Raw genomic sequence first — 15,686 nt, 5'->3', positions numbered from 1 at the left:
TCCGCAGTAGCTCAGTGGTAGAGCATTCGGCTGTTAACCGAACGGTCGTAGGTTCGAGTCCTACCTGCGGAGCCATTATTGGAGAGCTGTCCGAGTGGCCGAAGGAGCACGATTGGAAATCGTGTAGACGGGTAACCCTGTCTCAAGGGTTCAAATCCCTTGCTCTCCGCCATTTTACAACTGGCCCGTTGGTCAAGCGGTTAAGACACCGCCCTTTCACGGCGGTAACACGGGTTCGAATCCCGTACGGGTCACCATTTAGACAACATATTGGAGGATTAGCTCAGCTGGGAGAGCATCTGCCTTACAAGCAGAGGGTCGGCGGTTCGATCCCGTCATCCTCCACCATTTTCAATAAAATCAGGTTGTTTCTACATAATGGATTGATTATTCATCCCATTGAAACACTCAACACGAAAACCTGATGCATAATAGCAACATTATTAACGTCGCGGGGTGGAGCAGTCCGGTAGCTCGTCGGGCTCATAACCCGAAGGTCGCAGGTTCAAATCCTGTCCCCGCAATCTATGGTCCCGTGGTGTAGCGGTTAACATGCCTGCCTGTCACGCAGGAGATCGCGGGTTCGATTCCCGTCGGGACCGCCATTTTTATTGCTTGGCTCAGTAGCTCAGTCGGTAGAGCAAAGGACTGAAAATCCTTGTGTCGGCGGTTCGATTCCGTCCTGAGCCACCATAGTAGTGCCGGTGTAGCTCAACTGGTAGAGCAACTGACTTGTAATCAGTAGGTTGGGGGTTCAAGTCCTCTTGCCGGCACCATGTTTCATCCATATGCGGAGGGGTAGCGAAGTGGCTAAACGCGGCGGACTGTAAATCCGCTCCTTAGGGTTCGGCAGTTCGAATCTGCCCCCCTCCACCATCTTACAGGGGTATAGTTTAAAGGTAGAACAGAGGTCTCCAAAACCTCCAGTGTGGGTTCGAGTCCTACTACCCCTGCCAATTTAAATCTTATAATGGCGGTTGTGGCGAAGTGGTTAACGCACCTGATTGTGGTTCAGGCATTCGTGGGTTCGATTCCCATCAGTCGCCCCATTTTTTAACAAATCATGGTATAATGAATACAACGTTAATGGGCTATAGCCAAGCGGTAAGGCAACGGATTTTGATTCCGTCATGCGAAGGTTCGATCCCTTCTAGCCCAGCCATATGCGAAAGTAGTTCAGTGGTAGAATACAACCTTGCCAAGGTTGGGGTCGCGGGTTCGAATCCCGTCTTTCGCTCCAAAAACGTTGGCGGCATAGCCAAGCGGTAAGGCAGAGGTCTGCAAAACCTTTACCACCGGTTCGATTCCGGTTGCCGCCTCCAACATACATGCCGGTGTGGCGGAATTGGCAGACGCGCACGACTCAAAATCGTGTTCCTCTGGAGTGCCGGTTCGACCCCGGCCACCGGTATCATTAAGTGTTTTCAGAACACGACAAGTAATTAAAAAGTGCCCTTGAAACGTTGATATATCAACATTCAGGGGTATTTTTTATTTTATCTAGAATTCGATAGAAAAGGATATGTTTTATATTCGTTTTACACATTTTTTACACAACCATCTCTTCAAAAGTATGAATTGTTTCTCTTTCATCTTCTTCACGTAATTCCTTTATGACATGAGTATAATCTTTTAATGTGGTCTCGATATCTTTATGTCCTAGGCGTTCACTTACATAGTAAATAGATACTTTTTTATACAATAGAACGCTGGCGTGAGTATGTCTTAATCCATGCACAGTTATTGGCTCTATGTTTAAATCTGTTAAAACTTTATTAAGTAGCTTATTAGCATTTGAGTTACTAATTACTTTATATTTGGACGTTGGACTGAAAAAAACTAATTGATGTAAGTTAGTTGGCATGAGCAGGAACAGCTTTTCAAATATTCTCATTGTAGGCTTATCCATTCTAATTATACGATTAGACTGTTCATTTTTTGTTGGTCCAAAACCTTCAAAAGTTCGCTTCATATAGCCCCAAGTCTTATTAATATTAATTAAATTGTTATCAAAATCAAAATCTTTTCTTGTTAATCCAACCATTTCCCCAAAACGCATTCCTGATGTTAGTCCAAGTAGTAATAAATAATAACCTAATCCATTATCCAATCTTTTGTATAATTCATTTATTAAAACTTGACTCTCTTTATAGCTCAAGTGTTTCTCATTTGATTTTTTTGATGGAGTAGTCCATGTAAGGTTAGCTTTTCTAGTAAAGTCCATTTGGATGATTCCTTCTTCAAATGCATCCCGGACACACGCTTTGATATGTGAGTTTAACTTCTCTACAGTCTCCCTTGCTCTAGTAGCTCCGTATTCATTTAAAAACAATTGATATGAATGACGATTTATGTCTTGTAGTGGTGTGCTACCAAAATGATCTATTATTGTTTTTAAGGTGTATTTATAGTGTACCTGTGTCGTGGTGCTCAAATTAGATTTATATAATTTCACCCATTTCTCGAAATACTGATCAATTGGTACAGGTGTTAAGTGTGGCAAAATACCTCTATTTAATTTTGCCTCAACTTCAGCAGCTGCAACTTGTGCTTCCTTTTTTGTCCGAAATCCACTCTTGCGAATAGGCTTGGGTTTACCGTTAACCATTCTACTAACCGTATACTGCCATGTACTCCCTCGCTTTGTGAAGCTTGCCACGTTTAATCAAATCCTTTCGATAATTTATTCACTTTTTATTACAAAATAGTCAGTTAATTGAACTGATAAATTGCCTTGAATAGGCAATTTGTTCAGGAATTCCAAAATTTAATAAATCATCTTCTGATAATATTTTTTTATTAGAGTAAAGTAATTCTAATGCGAAGGAGTGAGCTTCTCTTTCAATAGTATCCGTGCAAAAAAGGGTATAGTTAGTTAAAAAAGGAGTATTAACATTGGGGTGCAATACATAATGTGAGAGTTCATGACAACAGGTGAAAAATTGTTTAGCATGAGATATGTTTTCATTAATTTTAATTATGGGTACTTCATTAAGATTAATGTAGTACCCATAAATCTTTCCTAAGTTTTCAAATTCAACATGCACACCTAAAGCTTTAGCTAGCTTAAAGGGATCATTCTCACCGAATTCGAGAATTAATCTTTTAACTTTTGCTTTTATTTTCATCGAAAACTCCTTACGTAAATTATTACCTGTCTTTTCTAGATGCAGATTTTTGTTTAATAATTCGTTTAGCAAGCCTTAAAGAATTCTCTAGAGATGCTATTAATAATTCTCTGTCTTCATCATCTAATTCATCTAATGTTTGCCCATCAAATCCAGCATAAGCTCCTTTGTTATTTAAACCATTTATTAATTCTTGTAGTTCCTTTTGAATATCTTTTTCCTCGTTTTCAGTTAAATCATCAAATCTTTTCTTATCAGTACGATCAAGAAGGTAGTCGGTAGATACATCAAAATAATCTGCTACTTTATTTAAAGTTTCACTTTTCGGCGATACGTTATCCCATCGTCTAATTTGTCCATTTGATATACCTATTTTTCTTTCCACTTCGGCAAAAGTTACTTTTTTCTCATCACAAAGTGTTTTAATTTTCTTGACCAAACTCATTTATATCAACCTTTCGAAAGCCAATGAAAGGATACAATAACTTTTTAGTCATTACTTTATTGACAACTGACTTTTTAGTCATTATACTTTGTTCATAAGCTATTTTATCAGCGAAAAAAGACAATAAAAAATATGACCTCTGTAAATACATTTTTCGTTGGGGAACGGACAAAATGCATATTAACAGGCTTATTATGTCTTATTTAGCTATGGGTTCATAATAGCAAAAAAGTCATTTTTGGTCAACGTTTTTAGCTGATAAATTAGCTTTTAATCTAATTGTATAGAAAGAGAGGTGAATTAAATGCCAGATTTATCCTTTATTCGAATTTGGATTCAGCTAACTTTTTAGTCAGTATAAATGCCTCTAAGTGTATAAAAACCCATGTATGAAAGGAGTGAGTTACATGCCAGAAGATTTAAGTATCCGAGTTCGTTCAGAACTGTATAAGAAAAAAATGAGACAGAAAGAGTTAGCAGAAATTTTAGGTATCTCAAATGCTTACTTATCTGACATTATTAATGGTCGGAAAGATGGCCCAAAGGCGCAGGAACATATTAAACATATTCAGAAGATTTTATGTATTTAAAGGGGGAGGAGTAGATGCAACAATTAAATGTTAGTTTACAAATTCCAATACCAGCTGATCAAGTCCTCATTTCTAAAGTGGAGTTACAAAAATTAAAGGAGCAGCAACTGAGTGGAGTTTACTGGAACATGAAAGATCTGGAACGACAAACTAATAAAAAATTTGATTGGATTAAAGAAAATATTCTTTTTCCAAGTAGATTTAGAAAGATATTGGATTCAGAAAATGGAGGGTTTGTTTTTTATCCTAAATCCAAAGGACAAACTTGGGTTTTCCAGGCAAACAAAATGGCTGCGTTTTTAGATAAGTATTTTCGTCAAATTTTCTCTAAATAAAGGTAACACGATCACATATTGAATCGGAGGATGCTCAATGAAAAGAATTAACTTATCGGATGGAATGCCAACAAGTATTAACAAGGGTGGCCTTAAACAAGAAACACTTAAACTGTTGAATGCCAAATAAGGAAGTGGAAAAGTTGAAAATTAAATCCTGGGAATGGTTAGGAATGACTAGGTTAGACCGTTACATGGAAATTTATCGGGCTTATGTGAGAAGTCAAAATAAAAGGGGTGAATATATTGCCATTTGTCATTCGTGGAAAACTAAAGGATCGAAATTTCATTCATGTGTTCAAAGTGATTACGGTTACGAGGATAGCTATCTTAGTCGTGAAACGGCGGAAAAGGAAAAGGAAGACGTTCAAGCATTATTCTTAGGTGAAACCTTTTCTGTTGTGGAAGTTCATTCTGTAGAAAAGATTGTGGCTGAATTATGAAAAGGAGCTGAACAATATGGCCGAAAAAATAATCAAATCATTTGAGGTAGTTGCTGAAGCAACTAAGCCAATTATTTATAAATTCGAAGTCGGCAAAGAATTCGGCGGACATGCTGTGGCTGACATTATCGAGCATGATGGAGTGTTCAAATTGTTTAATCGAAAGGACGAGCTTATCACAGAAATTAAACTACCTGTTGTATGTGTGAAATATGAGTACATTGGAGGTGGATTAAGTGCCCAAAAAACAAATTGAATATCTTGAACATAAAACGGGTTATTCAAACTTCGTAGCAAAACCAGAACATGCAGGCATTGATTTTTGTGGTCATGAAATCTTAATAGGTGATTCTATCGTAATCGATCCGTCCACAGGGGGAATTGTGTTGAAAGAAAATCTGGAGAACTATCTTAGTGAAGTATATGGCTTTTCATTTAAAACGGCAGAATAAAAGACCCCTGTTTGCAGACAGGAGTCCTGAAAATAGTACAGCGCTTAATAATAATTTATACATTTTTAAACAAAAATGCAAATGGAGGACAAATAAATGTATTTCGAAACGAAGAAAAATACTGTTTTTAGTCCTGCTAATCCTAAACTAGAGAACCTTTATAACCTGATTGAGAAACATGAACCTGCATTCGGGGGAAGTCATTTCTATGATGACTTAATAGAAATATATGAATCGCTTGATAACAAATTGAAGGAGGAAGACCAATGAATTCATTACAACAAATTGAGCTTATGGAAGTTGAGGAAATCCAATCACAGGAAACTAATTTTGAGATTACGGACATTCACAGCCTAAATTGGGCATTCCGTAAACTTACTGCTCTTAAGTCAAAGGAGAAGGAAATTAAGCAACTGGCAAACGTGGAGCGTGTTCGTATAGCCGAATGGGAGAAGGGTGAACTTTCATCGATAAACAATAGTACCAGTTTTTTCGAATCACTTATCACCTTGTATCATGCTAAGCAATTGGCTGAGGATCCTAAGGCTAAAACCATCAGCACACCTTATGGCAAATCGAGAACCCGTAAGTCTAAGGAGACACCTGATAAGGCAAATGAAGATGTAATTCTTCAATACGTTATTGAAAACGAAATGGATGAATTCATTAAGAATAGTGTTAAATGGGCCGACTTGAAAAAGTCTTTAAAGATTGTGGAAATCAGTGGTGAAAAGGTAGTTGTGGATGAAAACGGTCAGATTGTACCTGGAGTGATCGTGAAGCCTGAATCCATTTCTTATAGTGTGGAAGTTTAAGGGGGGAGAAAATGATTGGAAATTACAAACGGTGCTGAAATTACAAAAAGCAAAAAAGCAAAAATCATCATTTATTCAAAACCGGGAGATGGTAAAACGACAGTTTCTGGGAAGCTACCAGGTAAAACGTTAGTGCTCGATATTGATGGGACAAGCCAGGTATTACAAGGTTATTCAAATGTGGATGTCGCCAAGATCGACTCGAACGATCCTCATAAAAGCATTTTAGACTTTTATGCGCATGCAAAAGCGAATATCGCTAATTACGATAATATTTTTGTGGACAATCTTACCCATTATCAAAAACTTTGGTTGATGAGTAAGGGAGAAAAAACGAAAAGTGGAATGCCAGAATTAAAAGATTACGCTTTATTCGACAACCACTTGCTGAAGGTTATTGAGACTTTCAATGGATTAGATGCCAATGTTATCTACACTGCTTGGGAAACTACACGCAGCATTATCCATGATGACGGGCAACAATATAACCAATTCATTCCGGATATTCGTGACAAAATCGTAAATCACGTAATGGGAATCGTGCATGTTGTCGCAAGATTAATTAGAAAAGCAGACGGGACCCGCGGATTTATTTTCGAAGGTAACCAGAGTATTTTTGCCAAGAATCATTTAGATGATCGTAAAGGCTGCATTCAAGAAGAATTATTAGTATAAAACACAAATGAAAATACAGGGGGAAATAAATAATGTCATTCTTTAAATTTGATGAAGATAACACAAGCACAGGATTTGAATTAGTAGCTGAAGGTAAATATGAAGCCACTATTGTAAATGCTGAACCGGGCAAAACACAGGCTGGTAAACCTAAACTATCAGTAGATTTCGAAATTCGTAGTGATGTTGAGCAGAACCATCAAGGTGCAAAAGTTCTTTACAACACGTTTACCTTTGAACATGAGGTTTCCGTTAAAATCGTCAACTCATTAATTAAGGCATGTGGATTTGCTAACAATCATACCTTCAGTTCAGCTGATGACATGGCCAACCAACTTAGCAATAAGAGCCTGAAAATCACTGTAAAACATGAAGAATATGAAAAATTAGTTGACGGTGTAAAACAAAAGCGCACGGCTGCCAAAGCAAAATACTTTGATGTGTCTGAAGTTAATCTACCTAATCAAAATGGCGGGTCAATAACAATCAGTGATGATGATATACCGTTTTAATAACTATATTAATAGATTCAATGAATAGGGGGGAGCTTGATAGGCTCCCTTTTCAAAAGGGAGTAATCAAATGACACATCAATTTCACAATATACCTATAGAGCTTAAAAACACTCCTCATTGGATCCTATGGCGTTCTGAACTACGTGAAGGTAAGAAAACAAAGGTTCCATATCAAATTAACGGGGAGATGGCTCAATCCAATAATAAGCGCAGCTGGTCAACATTCATTACGGCAATCAAATTTTTTGAAAAAGGTGGATATGACGGAATTGGATTTATGTTTTCCAAAGATGATCCATTCATTGGAATAGATATTGACCATTGTGTTGATGAAGGGGCCCTGACGGAACTAGCTGAAGATGTTATTGAAACGGTCCAGAGCTATACAGAGTATTCCCCAAGTGGAGAAGGCATCCACATCATTGCAAAAGGAAAGCTCCCATTAAAGGGACCAGGTACCGGTCGGAAAAACCCAGGGATTGGATTAGAGGTTTATCGTCATGGTCGTTACTTCACCTTCACAGGGGATAGCCTGGGCGAAGTACCAATTGTGGACCGTTCGGATGAATTAAAGATTCTATTTGATAAGTACCTAAAAGAAAAAGAAAAGCCAGCTCCTAAGTTAAGGGCAGAACAGAGGGAACGGGAAGACTTTAGCAGCCTTTCAAATACAGAACTGTGGGAAAGAATGTTCAACAGTAAGAATGGTGGGAATATAAAGGACCTATTTCAGGGACTTTTAATAAACGGAGATCATTCTTCCACAGATATGGCTTTATGTAATCATTTGGCCTTCTGGACGGATAAGGACGCATCGAAAATGGATTCGATGTTCCGGGAATCAAGCCTTCTTCGTGAAAAATGGGATAGGCAACACTCAGGGGATGGTCGTACATATGGGCAAATGACAATTGAAACGGCCATACTTGCTACTCCTTCAACGATCTCTGATTTCGAACCTCCTGAAGAAAAGAAATATGAATTCTACTTTTCAGATGAATCAAATGAAATTGAAGATACTGAAGAGATCATTGATAAGATCCCTAATTTTCACTTAACCGAGCTTGGGAATGCAGAACGGATTGTTTACTACCATGGAGACAACATCCGGTACTGCAATGAACTGGAATGGCTCATATGGAATGGTAAACAGTGGCAGGAGGATAGCAAGAGGAATATCGAAGCCCTTGCTGCCAAAACGCTTAGAGGACTCTACCAGGAGTCAAAAACGGAAGAGGATCGATATCGTGCGAAACAGCTTAATGATTGGGCGAAGAAGTGTGAAAAGAGAGCCATTCGAATAAACAGTATTTTGGACGTAAGGCCAATGGTTTCAATCAAAAAGAAAGACCTGGACGCTCATAAATTTCTTTTTAATTGTGATAACGGAGTCATTAACCTGAAAACAGGGGAATTAAGTCCACATGATAGAGATTTACTTTTTACTAAGATTTCTCCAATCGAATATAAGAAGGATGCGAAGTGTCCAAACTGGATTGGATTTTTAGAAAGTATTTTTCTAACCCCTGAAGGTGATCCGGATCATGAGCTTATAGAATTTTTGCAGAAAGCCATAGGATATTCATTTACTGGCGTAACAAAAGAACAAATCATGTTTTTCCTTTTTGGTAATGGCCGGAATGGTAAATCAACATTTATAAATACAATCCAGGATCTACTTGGAGATTATGGTCGGCAGACTAACAGTGACACTTTCTTAAAAAAGAAAAATGATAGTGGAATCAATAATGATGTCGCCCGATTAGATGGGGCCAGGTTTGTATCAGCCGTAGAGAGTGAGGAAGGGCAGCAGCTTTCTGAATCATTGGTTAAACAAATCACCGGAGGAGAAAAAATGTCCGCCCGTTTCCTTAGACAAGAATATTTTGAGTTTACACCTGAGTTTAAAGTTTTCTTTACGACAAATCATAAGCCAATTATCAAGGGGTCCGATGAAGGTATCTGGAGAAGGATAAAGCTAATTCCTTTCACTGTGACGATACCAAAAGACAAAATCGATTACGATCTTCCGGATAAGTTAGCAAAGGAAATGCCCGGTATTCTTCGTTGGGCCGTGGAAGGCTGCTTAAAGTGGCAAGCTGATGGATTAAAAGAACCAAAAGCAGTTATGGAAGCAACTGCATCATATCGAGATGATATGGATATTTTAGGGCCATTCATAGAAGAGAACTGCACCATAAAAGTAAATGTAAAAATCGAATCCAAAGCTTTATACGAAAATTATTCGAGGTGGTGTTACCAGAATAACGAAATGGAATTGAAAAATCGTGTTTTCTATAGGCAGTTAGAAATTCGAGGATTTAAAAAGGAAAAAGGCGCAAAAAACAAAAACTTCATTCATGGAATCACCTTAAACCAATACGCTGGTGCTGGATTTTTATCAGATGGAGAAGAAGGGGTTACTAATAGGGTTACTAATCAGACGCAGAAAGGTAACCCAAATAAGGTCACTCCTATAAATAGAAAGAAGCTCTGAACCGTTGGTATATAAGGGTTTAATAGAATACTAGTTTTTGTTATTTATTGTTGGGTTACTTAGGGTTACTTATTTTCCCTGTTCACTCCCATGAAAAAATAAATAAAAAAAATAATATATATATAGGGCTCTTTTACGAAAATAGGTAACCTTCAGTAACCCTAGAGGATAAAAAACGTTGAAACCCTTGGTACCACTGGTTTTTGATGGGTTACAAAGTGAAATGAAAAGTAACCCTTTAAATAACCCTTTCATAAAAAGAGGTGTTTTATGCATCCAAAACAGATAATTGATGATTTCAAAACGATGGGAGCCACCTTCGTACTGGATAATGACGAATTGTACATAGACAACCCAGAAAATATCTATCCGGAACTAGAGGAGTTGGCAAAAGCTTATAAAGCTAGAATTGTTGCTTTCCTAAAAGGTAATTATTCAGACCAAGATCATGCAGTTAAGCAAACGATGGACAAGATTATTAAATTCTATTGTGGTATCGACCAGGATATGAACGAAAAAATAAATGATTGGTTAAATAATGATGCTGCAGGAACGGCAGCTGTAATGCAATTGCTAATTGATTTGAATAATAACGGATGGGATAAGGTCACTGAGCCAATATGTAATTTTGAAAATGATGTGACGGATAATCTGTCCAAAGAAATTTTTGATCGTGCAATGTCGTACTTTAGGAGGCAGTAAATGTCGGCCATACATTATAGATATTCCGACAAGGAATTAGAACAGATCCTAGGCACACTTGAAATCATTGTGGACACCAGGGAGCAAAAAAATCAGCATGTACTTGATTATTTTAGAAAGAAAAATGTTCCTTTCAAAATAAGGACCATGAAAACAGCCGATTACTCAGTCATGATTCCTAAAAATCTTGAAATGGGAATCACCAGGGACATTTACCTGGCCGCCGGTATTGAACGAAAAAATGGAGTGGATGAACTGGTGGGATCCATTAAGGACCGGAACCGGTTCGAAAATGAATTAATCAGGGCTTCTAAGAATCCATTCGTCATGATTGTGGAAGACCTGGAAGGCTATCAAAAAATATTAAACGGGTTGTACCGGAGTAAATACGAACCTAAAGCGCTGCTGGGAAGCTTGAAGACATTTGAGGTCAGATATAACTTCTCAACTGTTTTCCTGGCTCCTGGGGCAACGGGTAACTACATTTACCATCATTTTTACTACATGACTCGTGAGTTATTGAAAAAAGGATTTATATAACCTATGAAAGGATTGATCTATGGTCTTACGTCAAAGAGTAGAACTTGAAAAAGATTTTTATAAAATGAACTGCTGAATATGGGATATTTCAAAACACCGGAAGGTCTGCAGCTGTATGAATTAACTTTGAGCGAATTGGAGGATATCTACAAAGCTGAAAAAGCGAGGGGAAAACATGACTAATAAAATTCAACCGGTTATTATCCGTCGCCAAAGAAAAAAAGGGAGGTTTGTATGTATGGGTTATTCCCGAGAAGAACAAGAAACTTCATTGGTTTTTGACAATAGTACAGGCAAGTGGACCGTTTACTCTACTGTTTCAAAACACATTCGAAAACTCTCTAATTTAACGGAGTTATTCCACCTAGAATACGAGGGTGATAGACCGATAGCTGTTAGGGGAACTTTGACAGAGAAACAGGTCAGCATGAAAAAGGAACGGGTCTATACAGATGAACAGAGGGAAAGAGCAGCTGAAAGGCTTTCTAAGGCTAGAAACGCCCTGTAAATAAAGGATAACAAAACTTTAAATCCAATCTGAATATAAAGGAAGCCAATAATATGACAAAAGCTAAATTGAACGTATTATTCAAGAAAATCCAAAAGGATGATAAAAAGGAAGTTCTTATGTTCCATGTTCAAGGGGACGAGTTACCGCATCCTAGTGAACTTTTAAAAATGCCAGGATCTATTACGATGCTAAATATGGAAGAAAGCGAAGCTGGGGAAATTGGAGCTGAATTCATATCCATCCAACGTGATAATAAGAAAACTGTCCTTAAGTTCCATATCAAGCGCGATGTGGACGGGAAGGTCAATAAACTATATCCACATGCTGGTGCTAATGTTTCCATTACTCTTCAGCCTTCGCAAATGAGCATTGAGGAGTTTTATGAAGAACCACACGATGGAGTAGAGTACACGATCGATAAAGATGGTTCAGCAAGTGTAAGTCCAAACCAAATGAAAATGGATGAGAATTAATTAATTAATAAGTTCAGGCATAAAAAAAGACCAGGATTTCTCCCGGCTAAGGTTTACGTTTTTAGTTGAAATATTATACCATAGGGGGAGAATGAATGAGTAGCCAATTATCTTTCTTTCCAGACGTCGATGAAAAGAAGATTCGCTCTATCGTTGTGAAAGAACTCAAATTATTTAGGGCTTTAAAGATTCAACAATTAAATAAACAGGAACTTAATGAAAAAGGGATTACAATAGATTTGTTTCCGAAACTTAATGATAACGATCAGGAAAAGGGAATGAAGGTCTTGCATATGCAAAGAGCATTGAATAACCTTGATAACATAGAACGACAGATTATCGAAATGAAGTACCTGACCATTGAAAAACAGAATGACATTAATATTTACTTGGATTTGTGTTTACAGAAGACGACCTATTATGAAAAAAAGAAGCAAGCAATCTTCATGATTGCTCATTGTTTGAATATAATTTGACCTTTTTCTTCTTGAATCTGGTAGACAAAATTGTGAGAGTGAAAATAAGGTTCAAATAAATATAGATGCATACAACAATCACAGGGTGTTCATGCTTCATAAGTAACGATACAATACGGTGCTCTTATTTGTTTAGTTTACCTTTTATTACGTATTTCAAGTGAATATTACCATTATCACGTGTAAACTTACCCAAATAATCTATTCCATTATAATTATAAATTAAAACTCCTTCTTTTGACTTGTTTGATTTAATTATTCCCAATTCATGAGAGGCAGTGTATATTAACCAGTGCTCATTCAAAATTTTAATATTATTGTCGTTTAATATGTATGTTAGGAACATAACGTGTTCAATATCGAGATCCTTGTTAGTATTTTTGCTCAATTTTTTCTGAATAGGCTCTTCTACAGAAAAAGTTTTTACAGATTCGATATCCTTAAACTTATAAATTTCTTCATGAATAGCTTTAGTGTTTGTATAATTTTCAATTTTAATAGGAGGTGTTACATAACATGCAAATAAATATGCTGATAAAGCAAAAAAAAGTGTTAATTTCATAGTTGAACGATGATTTTTACCCCACTTTAGAACGATAAAATAACCAATTAAAATCCCTATAGGAATATGGATATAGCCATCATTATACGAAATGAATACTAACAAGTATAACAAAGTGACCTTTACCCAAAACATAAAGTCTTTTTTTCTAACTATGAAATAAATTACTGTTGTTAACAGGAAATATACGAATAAAAAAATTGCGTAATTCATTTTTACATCCTTTCTTATATTGGAATACTTTTTAAAGATTAAAATAAAGAGTAACTAATTAGTTACTCTTTATTTTAATCTTATAATCTATTATGGTTCATGAAAAGGGTCAAATTATTTATTAGCTTCCTATTGTCAAATTAAAATCTAACGTGAACTCTTGATTTGACCAACCCGCTGGTATGTCTACTGATGCAGGTCCAAGACTTACGCTGCCTGGAAATGGTATTAAGGTATGCACATATTTCGCCTGAAACTTCCCAGTTTTACCTTTATAATTAGTGCCAACTCTAATATCTTGGGAGATTCCACCCATAACTCCGCTAACTGCCTTAATTAAAGGAAAACGTGCAGTTATCCCGTATAATTCTTGATCCTTTGATAATTTACTTCCTTGATTTCCTGATGGGGAAACATAATAGCCACTTAAAGATTTAGCTAAACCAATAAAACGATTATCCCATGCTAATGCGATTTCATCATAAAATGCCATTGAAGCCGTTTTTTTCCACGTAAAATCAAGGAATGCGGCATATTCATATTCAGAACCTACAGTCCGAGATTTTTCTACAAAGGCTGAGAATAGAAGCTTATCATCTTCATGAGTATCAGTACCTGCCAGTGTTGAGATTCCTTCAACTGGTGGGTCGATTTCCATTATGGAAATTCCTTTTTCAGCAGCGTATTTAGCGGCATCTTGTTTCCTTATTTCATTAATTTTTTCCCTGTTTTGGTCTGTTACTTTATATTTTTTACCATCTAAACTATTGTAATATTCTGTTACAGTTACTTCATACTTTGCTTTTGTTCCATGATTTTCAATCAATTGATTCTTTGTAATTTCATTCATTCTATTAATGTCTTCTTCTGTGTAACCCTCTTTTTTTAGAGTAGCATCCTTATTTGACGATGCTTCAGCGGTATGAACATTCATAATTAAAAGCATCAAAAATGAAAGCCCAAATATTCCTTTAATAATATTCTTCATGTTTAGTAACCTCTTTCTTATTTTTTCTCGAATAGTAATATAACATTTTGTGATTTTTTAGTAAAGTTAACAAAAAACACCAAAAACTTTAAAAAATATAGTAATTGCTCCACTATTCTCCAATTATCAAGTTTTCTTGTATAAATAAATAAAATAGAAATTCTAGGAAAGTATTTTATAAAATAGGAATTATATTCTTGGTGTAATCGTCTTATTTACCCCTTATTATAGTTAATTAACGAGAGACGAATCGGGACAATTACTGAACAAAACATGGAGAAAAAGGCTACCAATTTTGGGGCCTTTTTTTCTTTGTCATTTTTATAACATTATCTCAGGAAGTAATTCCTGGGAGACGCACATATCCCATATCAAGGGTGCATTACTCGAGTAGTCAAACAGGCATGAAATTTATGCTGATGCACTTTGTTTGCGGTGGCTACTGGCGGGGCAAGGGGGTAAGAGCCCTCCAAAATTATTTTAATAAGCAATTAGCATAATGGGGTGATTAGAAGGGGAAAAGTCAACCTACGTCGAATAAGTAGATAGAATTGACTAGGAGGATGATATTTTGGGATTTTTTGATGAAGTTTCTCAACGAGAGAACAGGAAAACGAGTATTGCAAGTGCTGAAAATTTGGTGAGAACTTTGTTTCAATCTTATAAAGACACTTATATTGAGCTAACGGAATCACCTAGTTGCTCTAGAATTCATAATCAAGTAAAAGATAAAGGATTTAATGATTTCATAAAATACTTCACTAATAAAGGTTTTGAAGTATTTGCTAATAATTCCGATGATAGAACAGGCTATACAGCGAAGTCAGGTAGTTTTAAAGTAGATTTCACTTTTGCAGAGGGAGAATTTCATTGTTCAATACGTCAGTATGAATACGAACGAATTACTTTAATTGATAAATCATCAAATGAAAGAATATTTCAAGGGTATGCCGATGATAATGATGTTTTTATACCAGGTTCTGTAAGTGATGATGTGAATAGATTAAAACTTCTTGAAAAAGCAGCACACGATATTCAGTTAGATATTGATAATTTGAACAAAAAAATTAATGAGCAATATGAACCTAACTTTTATTTTGAATTGAACGAACGGCAAAAAAATGTAAATAGTATCAATGAGTATTTAGAAATCGTTGATGAGGAATTAAGTAATAAAAGAAGGTAATCTAATATGTTAGATCCAGGAGTAGTTGGAAGCTAAATAAAAAGTATGAAGGGCACTCATTTCTGAACTGTGCCCCATTTTACGGACAGTATAAAAAAGTGCCTAAGCAGCTAATAAATGGTCCCGGTATTGTACCGGGG

22 protein-coding genes and 15 tRNA genes are annotated in these 15,686 nt (G+C 36.4%); 32 read left to right on the top strand and 5 right to left on the bottom strand.

The genetic code is table 11. The annotated features are described in order from the left end of the window. From SB775_RS26205 to SB775_RS26135, 15 genes are all read left to right on the top strand, one after another. A tRNA-Asn gene (locus SB775_RS26205) sits at positions 1-75 on the top strand. A gap of 5 nt (positions 76-80) precedes the next feature. Continuing rightward, a tRNA-Ser gene (locus SB775_RS26200) sits at positions 81-172 on the top strand. A gap of 10 nt (positions 173-182) precedes the next feature. Then, positions 183-257 (top strand) — tRNA-Glu (locus SB775_RS26195). Between the two features lie 15 nt (positions 258-272). Beyond that, positions 273-348, top strand: a tRNA-Val gene (locus SB775_RS26190). Between the two features lie 102 nt (positions 349-450). After that, a tRNA-Met gene (locus tag SB775_RS26185) sits at positions 451-524 on the top strand. Positions 525-529: 5 nt separating this feature from the next. Beyond that, a tRNA-Asp gene (locus tag SB775_RS26180) sits at positions 530-605 on the top strand. A 12-nt stretch (positions 606-617) separates the two neighbouring features. Continuing rightward, positions 618-693, top strand: a tRNA-Phe gene (locus SB775_RS26175). A gap of 7 nt (positions 694-700) precedes the next feature. Then, positions 701-776: transfer RNA gene (locus SB775_RS26170), tRNA-Thr, on the top strand. A 16-nt stretch (positions 777-792) separates the two neighbouring features. Next, positions 793-876, top strand: a tRNA-Tyr gene (locus SB775_RS26165). Positions 877-882: 6 nt separating this feature from the next. Continuing rightward, positions 883-956, top strand: a tRNA-Trp gene (locus SB775_RS26160). A 17-nt stretch (positions 957-973) separates the two neighbouring features. Continuing rightward, positions 974-1,049: transfer RNA gene (locus tag SB775_RS26155), tRNA-His, on the top strand. Positions 1,050-1,087: 38 nt separating this feature from the next. Then, positions 1,088-1,162, top strand: a tRNA-Gln gene (locus SB775_RS26150). A 3-nt stretch (positions 1,163-1,165) separates the two neighbouring features. Next, positions 1,166-1,240 (top strand) — tRNA-Gly (locus SB775_RS26145). 8 nt (positions 1,241-1,248) lie between these two features. Then, positions 1,249-1,322, top strand: a tRNA-Cys gene (locus tag SB775_RS26140). A gap of 8 nt (positions 1,323-1,330) precedes the next feature. Next, positions 1,331-1,411, top strand: a tRNA-Leu gene (locus tag SB775_RS26135). A gap of 138 nt (positions 1,412-1,549) precedes the next feature. On the opposite strand, the gene SB775_RS26130 is transcribed toward SB775_RS26135, so the two are convergent. Genes SB775_RS26130 through SB775_RS26120 form a run of 3 tightly spaced genes read right to left on the bottom strand, consistent with a single transcriptional unit; the run spans position 1,550 to position 3,573 of the window. After that, a complete protein-coding gene (locus SB775_RS26130) occupies positions 1,550-2,659 on the bottom strand; it encodes a tyrosine-type recombinase/integrase (protein WP_410864040.1) in 1,110 nt (369 codons plus the stop codon). Between the two features lie 49 nt (positions 2,660-2,708). Beyond that, positions 2,709-3,128 (bottom strand): ImmA/IrrE family metallo-endopeptidase, encoded by a 420-nt coding sequence (locus SB775_RS26125; RefSeq protein WP_410864039.1) that lies wholly within the window; start codon positions 3,126-3,128, stop codon positions 2,709-2,711. 22 nt (positions 3,129-3,150) lie between these two features. Next, the gene (locus SB775_RS26120; protein WP_410864038.1) at positions 3,151-3,573 is read right to left on the bottom strand and encodes a helix-turn-helix domain-containing protein; all 423 of its coding nucleotides are present in this window, start codon (positions 3,571-3,573) and stop codon (positions 3,151-3,153) included. Between the two features lie 407 nt (positions 3,574-3,980). On the opposite strand from SB775_RS26120, the gene SB775_RS26115 reads away from it, so the two are divergent. The 16 genes from SB775_RS26115 to SB775_RS26040 all read left to right on the top strand — a co-directional run bounded on the left by SB775_RS26115 (position 3,981) and on the right by SB775_RS26040 (position 12,597). Further along, complete coding sequence (locus SB775_RS26115; protein WP_410864037.1) at positions 3,981-4,163, top strand: helix-turn-helix domain-containing protein; 183 nt, start codon at positions 3,981-3,983, stop codon at positions 4,161-4,163. 14 nt (positions 4,164-4,177) lie between these two features. Continuing rightward, on the top strand, positions 4,178-4,498 hold the full coding sequence (locus SB775_RS26110) for a DUF771 domain-containing protein (protein ID WP_410864035.1): 321 nt from the start codon (positions 4,178-4,180) through the stop codon (positions 4,496-4,498). A gap of 143 nt (positions 4,499-4,641) precedes the next feature. After that, entirely contained in the window at positions 4,642-4,941 is a 300-nt protein-coding gene (locus SB775_RS26105) for a hypothetical protein (RefSeq protein ID WP_410864034.1), read from the top strand. A 16-nt stretch (positions 4,942-4,957) separates the two neighbouring features. Further along, complete coding sequence (locus SB775_RS26100) at positions 4,958-5,197, top strand: hypothetical protein (RefSeq protein ID WP_410864032.1); 240 nt, start codon at positions 4,958-4,960, stop codon at positions 5,195-5,197. Next, the gene (locus SB775_RS26095) at positions 5,178-5,393 is read left to right on the top strand and encodes a YqaI family protein (RefSeq protein WP_410864031.1); all 216 of its coding nucleotides are present in this window, start codon (positions 5,178-5,180) and stop codon (positions 5,391-5,393) included. The genes SB775_RS26100 and SB775_RS26095 overlap by 20 nt, the downstream gene beginning before the upstream one ends. Before the next feature lie 96 nt (positions 5,394-5,489). Next, positions 5,490-5,663 carry a hypothetical protein gene (locus tag SB775_RS26090; RefSeq protein WP_185150899.1) on the top strand — a complete coding sequence of 58 codons (174 nt, stop codon included), beginning with the start codon at positions 5,490-5,492 and terminating at the stop codon, positions 5,661-5,663. After that, the gene (locus SB775_RS26085; protein ID WP_410864029.1) at positions 5,660-6,208 is read left to right on the top strand and encodes a host-nuclease inhibitor Gam family protein; all 549 of its coding nucleotides are present in this window, start codon (positions 5,660-5,662) and stop codon (positions 6,206-6,208) included. Before SB775_RS26090 ends, SB775_RS26085 begins: the two co-directional genes overlap by 4 nt. A gap of 15 nt (positions 6,209-6,223) precedes the next feature. Beyond that, complete coding sequence (locus SB775_RS26080) at positions 6,224-6,883, top strand: AAA family ATPase (protein ID WP_410864027.1); 660 nt, start codon at positions 6,224-6,226, stop codon at positions 6,881-6,883. Between the two features lie 32 nt (positions 6,884-6,915). Continuing rightward, positions 6,916-7,395 (top strand): DUF669 domain-containing protein, encoded by a 480-nt coding sequence (locus tag SB775_RS26075; RefSeq protein WP_410864025.1) that lies wholly within the window; start codon positions 6,916-6,918, stop codon positions 7,393-7,395. Between the two features lie 70 nt (positions 7,396-7,465). Next, positions 7,466-9,895, top strand: coding sequence for a phage/plasmid primase, P4 family (locus SB775_RS26070; protein ID WP_410864024.1), 2,430 nt, complete (start codon positions 7,466-7,468; stop codon positions 9,893-9,895). Between the two features lie 270 nt (positions 9,896-10,165). Continuing rightward, on the top strand, positions 10,166-10,597 hold the full coding sequence (locus SB775_RS26065) for a hypothetical protein (protein ID WP_410864022.1): 432 nt from the start codon (positions 10,166-10,168) through the stop codon (positions 10,595-10,597). Next, the gene (locus tag SB775_RS26060; protein ID WP_410864021.1) at positions 10,598-11,137 is read left to right on the top strand and encodes an ERCC4 domain-containing protein; all 540 of its coding nucleotides are present in this window, start codon (positions 10,598-10,600) and stop codon (positions 11,135-11,137) included. It abuts the gene before it with no gap. 69 nt (positions 11,138-11,206) lie between these two features. Continuing rightward, positions 11,207-11,320: a Fur-regulated basic protein FbpA gene (fbpA, locus tag SB775_RS26055; RefSeq protein WP_410864041.1), complete on the top strand. Its 114-nt coding sequence runs from the start codon at positions 11,207-11,209 to the stop codon at positions 11,318-11,320. Positions 11,321-11,375: 55 nt separating this feature from the next. Beyond that, on the top strand, positions 11,376-11,645 hold the full coding sequence (locus tag SB775_RS26050; RefSeq protein WP_410864020.1) for a hypothetical protein: 270 nt from the start codon (positions 11,376-11,378) through the stop codon (positions 11,643-11,645). A gap of 53 nt (positions 11,646-11,698) precedes the next feature. Further along, positions 11,699-12,121 (top strand): hypothetical protein, encoded by a 423-nt coding sequence (locus SB775_RS26045; protein ID WP_410864019.1) that lies wholly within the window; start codon positions 11,699-11,701, stop codon positions 12,119-12,121. Positions 12,122-12,216: 95 nt separating this feature from the next. Next, positions 12,217-12,597, top strand: a complete 381-nt coding sequence (locus SB775_RS26040) for an ArpU family phage packaging/lysis transcriptional regulator (RefSeq protein WP_410864017.1) — start codon at positions 12,217-12,219, stop codon at positions 12,595-12,597. Between the two features lie 124 nt (positions 12,598-12,721). On the opposite strand, the gene SB775_RS26035 is transcribed toward SB775_RS26040, so the two are convergent. Next, positions 12,722-13,372 carry a hypothetical protein gene (locus tag SB775_RS26035; RefSeq protein WP_410864016.1) on the bottom strand — a complete coding sequence of 217 codons (651 nt, stop codon included), beginning with the start codon at positions 13,370-13,372 and terminating at the stop codon, positions 12,722-12,724. 121 nt (positions 13,373-13,493) lie between these two features. Next, positions 13,494-14,360 carry a hypothetical protein gene (locus tag SB775_RS26030; protein WP_410864015.1) on the bottom strand — a complete coding sequence of 289 codons (867 nt, stop codon included), beginning with the start codon at positions 14,358-14,360 and terminating at the stop codon, positions 13,494-13,496. A gap of 571 nt (positions 14,361-14,931) precedes the next feature. Between SB775_RS26030 and SB775_RS26025 the strand changes: the two genes are divergently transcribed. After that, positions 14,932-15,546 (top strand): hypothetical protein, encoded by a 615-nt coding sequence (locus tag SB775_RS26025; protein ID WP_410864013.1) that lies wholly within the window; start codon positions 14,932-14,934, stop codon positions 15,544-15,546. Positions 15,547-15,686 lie beyond the last annotated feature (140 nt).

Source organism: Peribacillus sp. SIMBA_075 (genome assembly GCF_046534585.1).
This window is presented reverse-complemented; position numbering and strand designations above follow the sequence as displayed.

Excerpts from the sequence above, each read along its gene's own strand:
- SB775_RS26125 (WP_410864039.1), bottom strand. The coding sequence starts at position 3,128 with ATGAAAATAAAAGCAAAAGTTAAAAGATTAATTCTCGAATTCGGTGAG.
- SB775_RS26120 (WP_410864038.1), bottom strand. The coding sequence starts at position 3,573 with ATGAGTTTGGTCAAGAAAATTAAAACACTTTGTGATGAGAAAAAAGTA.
- SB775_RS26115 (WP_410864037.1), top strand. The coding sequence starts at position 3,981 with ATGCCAGAAGATTTAAGTATCCGAGTTCGTTCAGAACTGTATAAGAAA.
- SB775_RS26110 (WP_410864035.1), top strand. The coding sequence starts at position 4,178 with ATGCAACAATTAAATGTTAGTTTACAAATTCCAATACCAGCTGATCAA.
- SB775_RS26100 (WP_410864032.1), top strand. The coding sequence starts at position 4,958 with ATGGCCGAAAAAATAATCAAATCATTTGAGGTAGTTGCTGAAGCAACT.
- SB775_RS26090 (WP_185150899.1), top strand. The coding sequence starts at position 5,490 with ATGTATTTCGAAACGAAGAAAAATACTGTTTTTAGTCCTGCTAATCCT.
- SB775_RS26085 (WP_410864029.1), top strand. The coding sequence starts at position 5,660 with ATGAATTCATTACAACAAATTGAGCTTATGGAAGTTGAGGAAATCCAA.
- SB775_RS26075 (WP_410864025.1), top strand. The coding sequence starts at position 6,916 with ATGTCATTCTTTAAATTTGATGAAGATAACACAAGCACAGGATTTGAA.
- SB775_RS26070 (WP_410864024.1), top strand. The coding sequence starts at position 7,466 with ATGACACATCAATTTCACAATATACCTATAGAGCTTAAAAACACTCCT.
- SB775_RS26065 (WP_410864022.1), top strand. The coding sequence starts at position 10,166 with ATGCATCCAAAACAGATAATTGATGATTTCAAAACGATGGGAGCCACC.
- SB775_RS26060 (WP_410864021.1), top strand. The coding sequence starts at position 10,598 with ATGTCGGCCATACATTATAGATATTCCGACAAGGAATTAGAACAGATC.
- SB775_RS26050 (WP_410864020.1), top strand. The coding sequence starts at position 11,376 with ATGGGTTATTCCCGAGAAGAACAAGAAACTTCATTGGTTTTTGACAAT.
- SB775_RS26045 (WP_410864019.1), top strand. The coding sequence starts at position 11,699 with ATGACAAAAGCTAAATTGAACGTATTATTCAAGAAAATCCAAAAGGAT.
- SB775_RS26040 (WP_410864017.1), top strand. The coding sequence starts at position 12,217 with ATGAGTAGCCAATTATCTTTCTTTCCAGACGTCGATGAAAAGAAGATT.
- SB775_RS26035 (WP_410864016.1), bottom strand. The coding sequence starts at position 13,372 with ATGAATTACGCAATTTTTTTATTCGTATATTTCCTGTTAACAACAGTA.
- SB775_RS26030 (WP_410864015.1), bottom strand. The coding sequence starts at position 14,360 with ATGAAGAATATTATTAAAGGAATATTTGGGCTTTCATTTTTGATGCTT.